Source organism: Agriterribacter sp., from assembly GCF_035445465.1.
Taxonomy (GTDB): Bacteria; Bacteroidota; Bacteroidia; order Chitinophagales; family Chitinophagaceae; genus Agriterribacter.
The window spans coordinates 1-13,862 of record NZ_DAOMQT010000015.1 but is presented as its reverse complement, the minus strand read 5'-3'; the positions used below and the strand labels follow the sequence as shown (position 1 = coordinate 13,862).

Below are 13,862 nucleotides of genomic sequence, written 5' to 3'. Positions count from 1 at the left end.
AAGATTAAACCTATGTGCGCCTATCTGGCTATGTGTTTAAATATAGCCACGCAGTGAATTACTTTATCATTTAGCAGTAACCCAATCCATAATTAAATTGGCTCTTGCGCCGGTTTCGCCGGTACTGGGGCATTTGCCTTCACCTCTCAGCTCCTTTACAATCGTTTCCAGCAGGGGTTGCTGCACATGGGGCGGATAAGGAACATCATATTCCACTGCTCCTTCCGGCGTTTCTACCACTATTTTACTGCTTTCAAAAAACGAAAAGCTGATCTTTCCTTTTGAGCCAATGAGCTGCGACTGATCAATACGTTGTTCTTTGTTAACCGTATAACACCAGCTACCGGTTCCTAATATCCCTGATTCAAATTCAAAATTGGCCATTACTATATCATCGGCTTTGTATAAGCCGGCCTGGTTGCGCGCTATACCTTTTGCATATTTCACTGGGCCAAACGCATATTCCAGGAAATCGAACTGGTGCGAAGCGAGGTCGTGAAAATGGCCGCCGCCGGAGGTATCCGGGAAAACACGCCAGCGGGGCTGTGCATTTTCTCCCACTTCCTCACTGTAAGGCTGCCAGTGCAATGCAATAATAATGCACCGGATATCACCTATCACTTTTGCGTCAATCAGCTCTTTTAACTGCACAAAATAGGGTAGGGTACGCCGGTAGTAAGCAACATAAAGCGGTACGCCTGTTTCGCGGCTCACCTGGTTCATGGCTTCACATTCGGCGAAGTTCCGCGCCATAGGCTTTTCAACATATACCGGCTTACCCGCCCGCATAGCTTTTGCAGCATATTCAGGATGCACATCGGGCGGAGTGGCAATATATACGGCATTCACATCAGGGTCGTTAATCAGGTCATCTACGTTATCGTACCATTTGGCTACACCATGCCGTTGTGCGTAATCCTCAGCCTTTTCTATTTTCCGCGCCATTACGGCTACTAATTTTGAATGTGGTACTTTATTGATGGCCGGCGCGCCGCTCTTTTTTTCGGTTACATTTCCGCAACCTATCATCCCCCATTGTATTTCCTGCATATGTATGTGTTAGAGATATAAAATAAAGTGAAAAGGGAAAGAACCATACCGTTTCCTCCCTGTAACCTGCAACCTGTAACCTGTTTTTCTTCCATCTTACACTACAGGTACTTCTTCCTGTGCCGGGGTATTACCCTCTGTTACGTCGCCAACCGCTTTTTTTATCGCGCTTATATCGGCATTGAGCTTTTGACTGAACAACGCAATGTCGGTACTGTGCACCACAATGTTTACGCCTTCCTTTACCCATTTTGCCTGGCGTTCGGGCTCAAGGGAAAAATGAATAGCGATAGACAGTCCTTTGCTTCTTGTGGTATGAATGATATGTTTAACTGCTTTTTCAAATTCAGGATGATCGTATTGCTCGGGTATGCCGAGGCTGATAGACAGGTCGTGCGGCCCGATAAATACGCCATCTAATCCGGGCACGCTTAATAAATCATCCAGCTTATTCATTGCCGGCACGCTTTCAATATTAGCGATGCATATATTTCCCTTATTGTAATTGTCTAAATAAGCTTTCATTTCAGCAGATAATACCTGCTCTCCTTTTAATACCTTTTGTAATACTTCTCCCTTCAGCGGGCGAAGCTTTGTGGCTCCCGCTAATTCCCTGATCTGTTCTACCGATTCCAAGTAAGGAGCAATAACGCCTTTGGCGCCGCCATCAATACACTGGCAGGCTAAGTAGGGATCGGGAGAGGGAATGCGTACGATGGGCGTTATGCCGTATGCCTGTATGATCTGGCACATCTTTGCCATGTCGGCGCGGTTCAGCGCGGTATGCTCCGTATCTATAAAGGCGAAATCAAGCCCCGCCTTTTTAAAAACCAGCGGCCAGCCCGGCGCTGTTGAAGTGAAACAGGTGCCGTAAACATTTTGCCCGTTTTTTAATTTTTCTAACATACCCATATGCGTATCTTATTTCGTTATTTTTTGAGGATCAACCACAACATACTTAATAGACTTTTCCTTATTGTTTTTGTGAAAAGAATAGGTCATATGCAATAACCCGTCCTCTGCCTGTATAAGTGACGGATAAGAATACCTGCCATTTTCTTTTGGATGATCCTCGATTTTCGTTTTCCATTTCCAGGTTTCGCCTTCATCGCTTGATATATAAAGACTGAGTATATATCTGCCATCATCAACATCATTTCCCAAAAAGGCCCATTTACCATCTGCCAGCACACAAATTTCCACGCTGGCGGTATTGGGTATTTCCGTTTTTATACTTGGCGTCCAGCTTTCGCCTTCATCAGCCGACCGGCTGGTATGTACGCGCGTGGGTGAATCACCACTGTCACGCATAAACGCTACAATAGTACCGTCTTTTTTTTGTGCCAGCGCGGGTTGAATAGGTCCCCTGCCTACGATGGGCAGACCGGGGCGCCAGGTTTCACCATCATCATCGGAAATGGCTGCCAGCGACATATTAAATCCGTCTGAATACAATGGAAGCAATATCCTTCCATTGCCGGTAATCAATGGTTTAATGCGGGTCATCCATCCTATGCTGCGTTTGCGGGGATCTTTGCTCGCCTCAATGATCATGTCATCATATTTGGGCGCATATTCGGCCCAGCCATGCCGTAAACGAGGCATTTGTTTGAATTTAGCTTCCGTTTCTTTGGCAAAAGCATCGCCGGGTTTAAGTAAAATATTATCCTGCCAGCTCCATACCGGCGCCCCGGGCTTAAGGTAATCGGCAGATGTTTTATACCGCAGTATCGAATACTCCCAGCGGTTGGCCTGCACGGCAATCCATACTAAAAACAATGTACCTTTTTTGTTTAAAAACAATACGGGATTGCAATCCGGAAGCCCGGGCGTATCGGCGAGTAAAAAAGGATCGCTCCATTTCTTTTGTCCTTTCTTCAGCCGTGCGCCCATGATCTTTACATCATCCGCGCTTCTTTCGCCGCTTCCGTAAAACCATGCGGTAAGAAAATCGCCATTGGACAATGCTACCAGTGTGCTGCCATGAACATGTTTTTCCTGCAGAGGAAAGATGAGCGCCGCTTCCATTACCGGCGACTGCGAAAAAACAAAACGGACAAAAAGGGTCAGGACGAAAAGAGAAACCGTTTTTTTCATAGCTGGAGTTTATTTTTCAGCAGGGTGATCTCTTCCTGCATGTTTTCCATTTTACGCAGCAGGTGCGCAATCGCGTCAATACCTTCCATATTTATACCCAGCTCATAATGCAGCCGTATGAATTTTTCCAGCCCGCGCAACTGCTCGTTGTGTATGAACTGTTTTTCCTCAACAGAGATGATTTCTATGAGACCATACTCACTCAGCGATTGTATAAAGGTGAGCTCTATATGGTAATGTGCGCAACATGCTTCAGGAGTGATCAGTTCTTCCGTATTGGGCATCGTTGATGAATTTAATTAATTAAGATTGAGACAGTTCCCTGAACAGGGCTTTTTGTTTTTCCGTAAGGTTAACGGGCAGTTTGATAAGCCATGTTATTATGAGATCGCCGTATATGCCTTCTTTCTTGTATACCGGGAAGCCTTTTCCTTTTAACCTTGTTTTGGCGCCATTTTGTGTTTCAGGGGGCACTTTCACTTTTACTTTGCCATCAAGGGTATCTATTGTTTTTTCGCCACCCAGCACAGCGGTATACAGATCAAGCTCCACGGTGGTGTACAGGTCATCGCCAAGCCTTTTAAAAACAGGGTCTTCCGCTATAGTGAGTGTTATGTACAGATCGCCGGCCGGTCCCCCGTTTACGCCGGCACCTCCATGCCCCTTCAGCTTAATGGTTTGTCCGTTGGCAATGCCGGCAGGGATGGTAATGCGGATATTTTTTTCGTTGATCGTAAAAATGCGCTGGTGCGTTGTATAGGCTTCTCTTAAACTGATTTGCAGCTCAGCGTTATAATCCTGTCCTCTGAATTTTACCTGGCTCTGGCCGCCGCGGGAACTTCCTCCAAACATGGAAGTAAAAAAATCGGAAAAATCACCTGATGAAAAATCATCGCCAAATGCTTCACTCCCTCCATAGGTACTGTAGGCGGTACCTCCTGCGGTTTGTTGCGACTGTTTGGCTTTTTCATAAGCTTCTGCGTGCTGCCAGTTTTGACCGTACTGATCGTATTTTTTTCTTTTTTCAGGATCGCTCAGCACTTCATTGGCTTCATTGATCTGTTGAAATTTTTTATTCGCATCCTTATCGTTAGGATTAAGATCAGGGTGATATTGACGCGCTAATTTCCGGTATGCTTTTTTTATTTGTTCTGTGCTGGCGGTTTTATCCAGTCCCAGTATCTTATAATAGTCTATGAATTCCATAAAACGAACGTATATATGTTTACTAACCGGAGATAAATGTACTAAAAGAATAGATTTCCGGGGGAAAGAGGTATCACGTGTAAAGCAAAAACACGGTGTAAACGGGTGGGTTTGTATTACCAGTGGAGACAATGAGCTATGAACTATGGGCAGTACAAAGAAGAAGTATTCATCCTATCATTAGTAGTTATCGCTTCATCGCTGACACCTAACACCTGATCGCCACACGCTCATGTCACTTTCTTCACAAACAATCTTCCCGAATTAATACCGAGCACCACATCGCTGAGCCCCATTGCCAGCGCGCCGAACATAGGATTAAGCAAACCTACTGCTGCTACCGGTATGGCCACCACGTTATAGCAAAATGCCCAGAACAAATTTTGCCTTATAGTAATGAAAGTATGCTTACCTAAGCCCAATGATAAGGGCAGGTTCTTCAATCCCTGATTCATGAGTACCACATCGGCTGTTTGAATGGCAATTTGCGATGCATCGCTTAACGAAATGCCGATGGTTGCTTTTGCAAGTGCCGGCGCATCATTAATACCATCGCCCACCATGGCGGTAGGCGCCCGCCGGGAAAGTGATTCCACTATCGCTAATTTTTGTTCGGGTGTTTGTTCTGCCATTACTTTATCAATACCAAGCTCCCGGGCCAGTTGCTCGCATTTAACTTTACTGTCGCCGCTTAAAAGATAAGTGGTGATTCCTTTTTTGTGCAGGTAGGTTACAACACTTCTGGCTTCCGGACGTATATCATCTTTTACATCTATCCATCCGATCAACGCATTATTTTTTATGATGTATACGTTATGTGTATTGTTAGTAGTAAGTGCTGCGGCCATTTTGTAAGAACCGGCCCAATATTCATCGCCCTCTTTGCTGGTTGCTTTTATTCCCATACCTTTTATTTCTTCTATTTTAGCCCATCGTATCTCATTTTTGATTTTCCAGGCGGTGGCAATGCTTTTTGCAATAGGGTGATTGGAATATTTTTCGAGTGAGTATGTAATTCTTTTTAGTTCTTCTTCAGAGATGGTATTATTTGTTGTTTGGAACCGATCAATTGTTAATTCACCTGTAGTGAGCGTTCCGGTTTTATCAAATACCACCTGCCGGATATCTTTAAAAAGTTCAAGACTTTTAGCATTCCGGAAAAGTACCCCATTACGTGCGGCGCGACCCAATCCTACGGCAATAGCGGCGGGGGTTGCCAGCCCTAATGCGCAGGGACATGAGATAACCAGCACAGCAATGCTGCGCATTAAGGAAGCTGTGAAATCCTGCAGCACAAAATAGTTGATAATAAAAGTAAGCAGTGCAATCCCAATTACTGCAGGTACAAATATGGCGCTGATCCTGTCTGCCATTTGTTGTACCGGAGGTTTTTCACCCTGTGCCTGTTTTACCAGGTTTACAATGTTAGCGAGTGCTGAATCATCGGCCGCTGCGGTAACCTGGGCTTTCACTGTGCCGTCTGCCAGTATGCTGCCTCCGATAAGCAAATCCTTTGCATGTTTCTCAAGTGGCAGGCTTTCGCCGGTGATAATGGATTCATTTACGCTGGCATTGCCCCACAGGATTTTGCAGTCGGCCGGCACCAGTTCGCCGCTTTTGATCAGTATCAGGTCGCCGGAGCGAAGATCTTTATTGTCAACAGGCATAATCACTTCCTGGTGATGCTCATCAAACGCGATCATGTTAGCCACCGTTTTTTGCGATTTTGCCAAACTCTGCAATGCTTTTTGCGTAGATTGAATGGATGCGCTTTCTAAATAATTGCCAAAAAATACAAGTGTAATGATAGTGGCGGCAGTTTCATAAAAAAGATAATCTTCTCCCAGATTCATGAATGTTCCTGTAAGGCTGTAAGCAAAAGCCGCCGTGGCGCCCAGGGCAATTAATACGTTCATATTAGGGATGCCATTGCGCAGGCTTTTAACAGCGCTTTTACCAAAATAAGACATCCCGATAATATATACGGGAAGGCAAAGCGCAAACTGCAGCCAGGGATTCATCAGCCAGTGCCAGCCTATCCAATCGTGTATCATGTGCAACAGCAACACTATTGTAAAAGGCAAACAAATGAGGGTATACTTTAAATGAATATTCATTTTTTGTACAGGAAGACCTGCTTTATCTGCTTCTAATGTGCCGGTTACCTTATAACCCAGGGCGTCAATGCCTTTCTGTATCTGTTGCGCCGAACTGTTGCCGTTTACATCAAATGCCACATCACCATCAACAAAATTTACCCTGATGTTCTGAACGCCTTCTTTTTCCAGATACCTGCGAATAGTGAGCGCGCAATTGGAGCAGTCCATGCCTTCAACTTTCCATCTTATCTTTTCCATGCTGCAAAATTACCAACCAGTATAATGATGAATAACTACAATTGCAAATATCTTTGCAACGCCGTATCAGTAAAGCCTCAAAACGGCCATTATCTTTGCAACAATGAGGCAAGGGGAGGTTTCAGGTTACAAGTTTCAGGTTGAGCCTTCGCTCCTGCAACCTGCGACCTGCAACCCTGTTTCAGATATCGTTTATGGAGATAACAGTTACATTAGAAAATATACAGCCATGCGCCCACTGCTTCTGGGAGCGGGTGCAGGAGCATGACAGGGTATTTGCCTTTCATGGTGAAATGGGAGCGGGGAAAACTACTTTTATTGCCGCATTATGTGCCGCTAAAGGCGTAGAAGGGCATGTAAGCAGCCCTACTTTTTCGCTGATCAATGAATATACCTATAAGGAAGACGGCATGCCCAAACGCATCTTCCATATTGATCTGTACCGGCTAAAAGATGAAGAAGAAGCGATAAATGCCGGCATAGAAGATTGTTTGTTTTCGGGTGATATCTGTTTTGTGGAGTGGCCGGAGAAAATACCTTCTCTTTTACCCGAAAACAGGGTTGATGTTTACCTGCATCCTGTAAATACCACTACCCGTTTGCTGAAAGTTGATTTTCACAGGTAAATATTTAGTAAATTGTCGCTCAAACCTATCCAGCTTATGCCGGCAGAAAAGCCATTTGTAGGTACCTCGTTTAATTACGAAACTTTAGAAGAAACATTAGATATTAAGCCGCGTGAAGCGCAGTTGCTGATCGGGATTCCAAAGGAAAATTCTTTCCAGGAGAACAGGATCGCATTAACGCCTGATGCTATCAGCGTACTTACGAACAACGGTCACCGGGTGGTGGTAGAGCATCGTGCGGGTGAAGGCGCACATTTTTCTGAAAAGGATTACAGCGATGCGGGTGCTAAAATTGCATACGACAAGCGGGAGGTGTTTCAATGCGACCTGATCATGAAGTCGGCGCCGGTGAATGAAGAAGAAGTAGATCTGCTGAAGCATAATCAAACGATCATATCCCCTATCCACCTGCCTGTAATGAAAACGGAAATATTACAGCGTATGATGGAAAAGCGGATCACCGCCTTATCGTTTGAGAATTTTAAAGACGATTCCGGGCATAATCCTATTGTACGAAGCATGAGTGAAATTGCCGGCAGCGCTGTAATGCTGCTGGCGGGTAATTATTTAAGCAATGCCAACAATGGCAAAGGAATGCTGCTGGGTGGCATTTCGGGCATTCCTCCTACCAAGGTGGTTATTATAGGCGCCGGTATTGTGGGAGAGTATGCTGCAAGAACTGCCCTGGCTATGGGTAGCAGCGTAAAAGTGTTTGATAATAATATTTATAAGCTCAAGCGCATGCAGGGCAATATAGGGGTAAGAATGTGGACCTCCGTTATAGAGCCCAAAATTTTAGCCAAGCAGCTAAAAACATGCGATGTGGCGGTAGGCGCCTTATCTTCTTTTGGCGGGCGTACCCCTATTGTAGCTACGGAAGAAATGGTATCTATTATGCGGCCGGGCAGCGTGATCATGGATGTATGTATTGACCGCGGCGGCTGCTTTGAAACTTCCGAGATCACTTCACATGAAAGTCCGGTATTTATTAAGCACGGTGTTATTCATTATTGTGTACCCAATATCCCTTCGGGTTTTGCCCGTACCGCATCGCAGGCCATCAGCAATGTGCTGATGCCATTATTGCTTGAAATAGGCGATGAGGGCGGACTGGAGAAATTAGTATGGCATAAGTTCAATATCCGCAGCGGCATCTACCTGTTTAAAGGCGCGCTAACCAATATCTACCTCAGCCAGCGCTTCAATTTAAAATACACCGATCTGAATTTACTGATAGCCAGCAGGAGATAAAGAGAAGAAGTGGTAAGTGATAAGTAGTAAGTGGTAAGTGCGGGGTTTTAACCCCTTTAGTTTCAGTTACCCGCCAGCGCTTTTTTAGCCACTTTGCCCACTGTAAGTCCCTGTACAACAATGGAGAATACGACCACGAAATAAGTGATCTCCAGTAATAAGTTTTTGTGTTCCCCGTTATCCACCGACAGAACAAGCGCTATGGATACGCCGCCACGCAGCCCGCCCCATACCATTACAGTGAGGGCGCCCTTAAGAAACTTGTTCTTAAATGGTACTATAGTGTAAGGGATCCAAATGGAAAGCAGCCGGGCCAGCAGAACAATAATGATAGCAATAACGCCAAGTGCGAGGTGGCTAACCAGATCGGGAATCAATAATAATTCAAACCCGATAAAGAGGAATAATATAGCGTTCAGTATCTCATCTATCAGCTCCCAGAACTTATTCAGGTAATCTTTCGTTTCTGACGACATGGCTGCTTTCTTTCCGTAATTCCCGATAATAAGTCCTGCGGCAACCATGGTAAGCGGTCCTGAAATATGGAGGGCATGTGCAATAAGGTATCCACCCATTACTACCGAAAGCGTCATTAGTACCGACACTTTATAGTCGTCTATCCTTTTCATGGCGCCCGAGGTTCCAAAGCCAAGCAGTGCGCCTAATAGCAATCCACCCAGCGCCTCTTTTGCCAGCAGCCAGGAAATGGAACCAATAGAAATATCTATAGCATCGGTTTTGGTAAGCTGCAAAATAACAGCAAACAATACAACGGCTACCCCGTCATTAAAAAGCGATTCACCCGCAATCTTCGTTTCCAGGGTTTTAGGAACCTTTGCCTGCTTAAGAATACCCAGCACCGCGATAGGATCGGTAGGCGATATTAAAGCCCCAAACAATAAGCAATAAATGAAAGGAACATTTTCATGAAAAAGCGGTGCTATATTATATAAGAGGAAGGCTACCACAAAAGTGGAAATGATAACACTTACCGTGGAAAAAATGAATATGGGCCATCGCTGCTCCCGGAGATCGGCAAAGTTTACGTGAATAGCCCCGGCAAAAAGCAGGAAATTAAGCATGGCGCCCATAAGCACTTCTGTAAAATCAAACTCAGATATAAGATTAAAAAAACTAAGTGTGGTATTAGGAAAAACATTGGCGCCTACTATCCTGATCAGGAGGGAAACGAAAATGGCGATGAGCATAATGCCAATGGTGGAAGGCAGTTTTAATATCCTCAGGTTCAGGTAAGCAAAAAATGAAGCTAATACAATTAAAATAGAAAACGAGTAGTAAAGTTCCAACCGGTATTGATTTAAAAGTTAGGCAAATTTAAAAAAAATCACATTTCAATACTGCCGGAATGTACAGGGGAGATATTTCAAATCAGACAAAACTTTTCTCGCGGCGATAGCGGTGAAGCAGCGGCGCGGCGATGTATCCCTTATTGTTTTCTTTGCGTTCGTTGCGTAAAACCTTTATTTGTAATTATTAATATTCAATTGTTCACTGCAGAAAGTATACTCCATTTCATCATTGCTGCTTACAATAATGAGCCGGTTTTTACAATATGTTGTTATCAGCTGCTGGTAAAGCGCAACGCCTTCTGCATCTAAGTTGGTGCAGGGCTCATCTAACAGTAAAACAGGCGCATCCGAAAAAACAGCTTGAGCCAGCTTTACCCTTTGCTTCATACCACTGCTAAAATACCGGATTTGCTTATGGGTGGCTTTTTCCAAACCAATTAAACTAATGATATCCGGGATGGCCGGCGATGCCAGCAGCCGCTTGAACTGCTGATGGAAATGCAGGAACTCCAGCAGGGTCATCTCCTCTATAAGCTCTATGTAAGGCGCAGCGAAAGAGAAGTGCAGGTAAATATTATCGGCATCAATGGGGTTGCCACTATGCTGTTCATTACTTTTTGCATGGTATTCCATCTTCCCTTCGCTGGGAGAGAGCGCACCTGCTATTACCTGCAGGAGCGTGGATTTGCCCGACCCGTTTGGTCCGGTAACAGCGTAAGCCATGCCCGCGAAGAATTGAAAATTAAGATGCCGGAATATCCAGTCCCTGTTAAATCTTTTGCCTGTATTAGTCAACGATATCGTCATCCACGCTGTTTTTAGTGTAGCGTTTAATGATGCCCCTTCCGCTTTCGCGGATAAAAGTTACGATCTCATCTCTTTCATCCGTGGCCTGAAACTCTTCTTCCAGGATTTCTACTGCCTGAGAGGTATTTAAGCCTTTATTATAAATCGTTCTGTAAATATCTAATATATGATTGATCTTATCTATAGTAAAGCCTCTGCGTTTAAGCCCGATAGAATTTACGCCGGCATAGCTAAGGGGCTGACGACCCGCTTTAATATAGGGCGGCACATCCTTGCCTACCAGTGATCCGCCGCCTATATAGGAATGAGCGCCGATTTTTACGAACTGGTGCACGGCGCACATGCCGCCGAGTATAGACCAGTCGCCCATTACCACATGCCCCGCCATTTGCGTATTATTGGTTATAATACAGTTATTGCCCACAGAACAGTCGTGGGCTATATGGCTGTAAGCCTGTATCAGGCAGTTATCGCCCACTGTAGTTTTACCTCTTTCCTTGGTACCGCGGTTAATGGTAACAAATTCGCGGATGGTAGTATTGTCGCCCACTTCAACAATAGAATATTCTCCTTCAAATTTCAGATCCTGAGGGATAGCGGAAATAACCGCTCCGGGAAAGATGCGGCAGTTTTTGCCAATTCTTGCACCTTCCATAATGGTTACATTGCTGCCAATCCAGGTACCTTCTCCAACTTCTACATTATGGTGAATTACCGTAAAGGGGTCAACTTTTACATTCGTGGCCAGTTTGGCGTTGGGATGAATATATGTGTGGGGATGAATCATTGATGATTATTTCTTATTTGGTGTTCTCTGAGGCAGCATTTCATATATATACAAAAAACGTCAGGTAGTTTTCCTGACGAAAGCAAAAGTAAGGAAAAGATAATATTCATCATTAACGCTTCACTAATTGTGCCATTAAGGTGGCCTCGGTAGCAATTTTATTTCCGATGTAAACGGTTCCCTGCATTTCGCACATTCCCCTGCGGATAGGGGCGTTAAGCTCCATTTTGAGGATCATCGTATCCCCCGGAACTACTTTGAGACGAAAGCGGGCATTATCCATTTTAACAAAATAAGTATCATATTCTCCGGGAGGCAATGCATTAATAGCCAGGATACCGCCGGTTTGCGCCAGAGCTTCTATCTGCAGCACACCGGGCATTATGGGGTTACCCGGAAAATGCCCTACAAAAAAGGGCTCGTTGAATGTCACATTTTTTATTCCCACGATTCTGGTATCGGTCAGTTCAATGATCTTGTCTACTAATAAGAAAGGGTAACGGTGCGGGAGTGTTTTTTCAATTTGCTGAGTGGTATATACGGGGGTTTGGTTGGGATCATATATAGGCACATCCAGCATTTGCTTGTTTATTTTGATGTGCTGCTTTATTTTTTTGGCAAAATTTACGTTAGACGAATGTCCCGGACGGTTGGCAATAATATGCGCTTTTATAGGTGTGCCTATAAGCGCCAGGTCGCCAATGATATCCAGCAGTTTATGGCGTGCGGGTTCATTGGGAAAACGGAGCTCAAGGTTATTGAGGTATCCGCCGCTTTTTACCTCCATTTTCTTTCTGCCAAAAGCCTTGCCCAGGCGTTCCATTTCTGCTTCACTTACCGGCCTGTCTACGATCACGATCGCGTTGTTAATATCGCCGCCTTTTATGAGGTTATTATCCAGCAACATTTCCAGTTCATGCAGGAAGCTGAAAGTGCGGCAGGGAGCAATTTCTGTTTTAAAGTCTTTAAGGTGCTTCAGACCGGCATGCTGCGTTCCCAAAACGGAACTGTTAAAATCAATAAGGGTTGTAATTTGATATCCGATAGCCGGCATCGCTACCATTTCTACCCGTTTCTCCTCATCATAATAGGTAATATTGCTGTCAATGGTATACCACAATTTGGTAGCTTCCTGCTCCAGTATTCCTGCTTCTTCAATAATTTCAACAAAGGGGGCCGAGCTTCCGTCTATGATCGGTATTTCCGGTCCGTTGAGTTCCACAAGACAATTATCTATGCCCATGCCTACCAGGGCTGCCAGTATATGCTCTACCGTGCTTACTTTAATACCTTTGTCTTCCAGCGTTGTTCCGCGTGAAGTATCAGTAACCAGGTCGCAATCCGCTTTAATAATGGGCTGTCCGGCCAGGTCAATACGTTGAAACTGGATTCCAAAGCCCGCATTGGCGGGGTTTAATATCATATCAACTTTAATGCCTGTGTGTAAACCTGTTCCCGAAATACTGACTGCCGATTTAAGTGTATGCTGTTTATCTGGATTAAAGTTCGCGTTCATTATTCGCTTTTTGTTACCGGGCAAAGATAGGGATGAACGGCGTATAGTAAGTTATCTGTCATGTGTATATGGGAAGATATTATACTTTTTCCGCAATTAGTTGTTTTACGAGCGACTCCAGTTCCTGGATCCTTTTCTCAAAATCCGGTAGTTTACGGGATATGGCCTGGCTGCGCAATGTGCTGGTATAATCATATGCCGGCGACCCGGTTACCGCCGCTTTAGGTTGCTTTATAGATTTGCTTACCCCGCTTTGAGCGTTTATGCGGGCGCCATCCGCAATAGTAATATGGCCTACGATACCTGCCTGCCCGCCTATCATAACATTGTTACCTATCTTGGTGCTGCCGCTTACGCCCGCCTGTGCCGCGATTACCGTATTGTGTCCTACTTCTACGTTATGCGCAACCTGTATGAGATTGTCTAACTTGGCGCCCGACCTTACTATGGTTGAACCTATGGTTGCGCGGTCTATAGTGGCATTGGCGCCAATTTCAACGTTGTCTTCTATTACCACGTTTCCAATTTGCGGTACTTTGGTAAAGCTCCCGTCTGCCTGGGGGGCAAAGCCAAAGCCATCGCCCCCTATAACCGCACCGGCATGAACGGTAACATGCTTTCCTACCCGGCAGTGATGATATATGCTCACCGAAGAATGAATAACGGAATGATCGCCAATGCTAACCTTATCACCAACAAAGCTGTGGGGATAAAGCTTAACACCGTTCCCAATTTCCGCATTTTCGCCTATATAGGCAAAAGCGCCAACAAAAACATCTGTTCCCAATTTGGCGGAAGCAGCAATATAAGAAGGCTGTTGAATACCCGTTAACTGCTGCGACATCATTTCCTGGT

13 protein-coding genes are annotated in these 13,862 nt (G+C 44.9%); 2 read left to right on the top strand and 11 right to left on the bottom strand.

Annotated elements, in window-relative coordinates; genetic code table 11:
- Positions 1 to 66: 66 nt before the first annotated feature.
- From PLE34_RS09820 to PLE34_RS09795, 6 genes are all read right to left on the bottom strand, one after another.
- The gene (locus PLE34_RS09820) at positions 67 to 1,050 is read right to left on the bottom strand and encodes a Gfo/Idh/MocA family protein (protein ID WP_324556331.1); all 984 of its coding nucleotides are present in this window, start codon (positions 1,048 to 1,050) and stop codon (positions 67 to 69) included.
- Between the two features lie 96 nt (positions 1,051 to 1,146).
- Positions 1,147 to 1,962: an HpcH/HpaI aldolase family protein gene (locus PLE34_RS09815; RefSeq protein ID WP_324556329.1), complete on the bottom strand. Its 816-nt coding sequence runs from the start codon at positions 1,960 to 1,962 to the stop codon at positions 1,147 to 1,149.
- 9 nt (positions 1,963 to 1,971) lie between these two features.
- The gene (locus PLE34_RS09810) at positions 1,972 to 3,147 is read right to left on the bottom strand and encodes a sialidase family protein (protein WP_324556327.1); all 1,176 of its coding nucleotides are present in this window, start codon (positions 3,145 to 3,147) and stop codon (positions 1,972 to 1,974) included.
- Complete coding sequence (locus PLE34_RS09805; protein WP_324556325.1) at positions 3,144 to 3,431, bottom strand: chaperone modulator CbpM; 288 nt, start codon at positions 3,429 to 3,431, stop codon at positions 3,144 to 3,146. Before PLE34_RS09805 ends, PLE34_RS09810 begins: the two co-directional genes overlap by 4 nt.
- 19 nt (positions 3,432 to 3,450) lie before the next feature.
- Positions 3,451 to 4,353 carry a DnaJ C-terminal domain-containing protein gene (locus tag PLE34_RS09800; RefSeq protein WP_324556323.1) on the bottom strand — a complete coding sequence of 301 codons (903 nt, stop codon included), beginning with the start codon at positions 4,351 to 4,353 and terminating at the stop codon, positions 3,451 to 3,453.
- 230 nt (positions 4,354 to 4,583) lie between these two features.
- Positions 4,584 to 6,710 (bottom strand): heavy metal translocating P-type ATPase, encoded by a 2,127-nt coding sequence (locus PLE34_RS09795; protein ID WP_324556321.1) that lies wholly within the window; start codon positions 6,708 to 6,710, stop codon positions 4,584 to 4,586.
- Between the two features lie 194 nt (positions 6,711 to 6,904).
- Here PLE34_RS09795 and tsaE point away from each other — a divergent pair, with 194 nt between their 5' ends.
- On the top strand, positions 6,905 to 7,336 hold the full coding sequence (gene tsaE / locus PLE34_RS09790) for a tRNA (adenosine(37)-N6)-threonylcarbamoyltransferase complex ATPase subunit type 1 TsaE (RefSeq protein ID WP_324556319.1): 432 nt from the start codon (positions 6,905 to 6,907) through the stop codon (positions 7,334 to 7,336).
- Between the two features lie 36 nt (positions 7,337 to 7,372).
- Positions 7,373 to 8,587, top strand: coding sequence for an alanine dehydrogenase (locus PLE34_RS09785; RefSeq protein ID WP_324556317.1), 1,215 nt, complete (start codon positions 7,373 to 7,375; stop codon positions 8,585 to 8,587).
- Positions 8,588 to 8,649: 62 nt separating this feature from the next.
- Here the strand turns inward: PLE34_RS09785 and PLE34_RS09780 are convergent, their stop codons facing one another.
- The 5 genes from PLE34_RS09780 to lpxD form a co-directional block, all read right to left on the bottom strand.
- Positions 8,650 to 9,894: a cation:proton antiporter gene (locus PLE34_RS09780; RefSeq protein WP_324556315.1), complete on the bottom strand. Its 1,245-nt coding sequence runs from the start codon at positions 9,892 to 9,894 to the stop codon at positions 8,650 to 8,652.
- Positions 9,895 to 10,068: 174 nt separating this feature from the next.
- On the bottom strand, positions 10,069 to 10,704 hold the full coding sequence (locus PLE34_RS09775) for an ABC transporter ATP-binding protein (protein WP_324556313.1): 636 nt from the start codon (positions 10,702 to 10,704) through the stop codon (positions 10,069 to 10,071).
- Positions 10,685 to 11,491: an acyl-ACP--UDP-N-acetylglucosamine O-acyltransferase gene (gene lpxA / locus PLE34_RS09770; protein WP_324556311.1), complete on the bottom strand. Its 807-nt coding sequence runs from the start codon at positions 11,489 to 11,491 to the stop codon at positions 10,685 to 10,687. The genes PLE34_RS09775 and lpxA overlap by 20 nt, the downstream gene beginning before the upstream one ends.
- A 112-nt stretch (positions 11,492 to 11,603) precedes the next feature.
- Complete coding sequence (locus PLE34_RS09765) at positions 11,604 to 13,007, bottom strand: bifunctional UDP-3-O-[3-hydroxymyristoyl] N-acetylglucosamine deacetylase/3-hydroxyacyl-ACP dehydratase (protein WP_324556309.1); 1,404 nt, start codon at positions 13,005 to 13,007, stop codon at positions 11,604 to 11,606.
- 79 nt (positions 13,008 to 13,086) lie between these two features.
- A partial coding sequence (gene lpxD / locus PLE34_RS09760; RefSeq protein ID WP_324556307.1) for a UDP-3-O-(3-hydroxymyristoyl)glucosamine N-acyltransferase occupies positions 13,087 to 13,862 on the bottom strand: 776 nt, incomplete at its 5' end.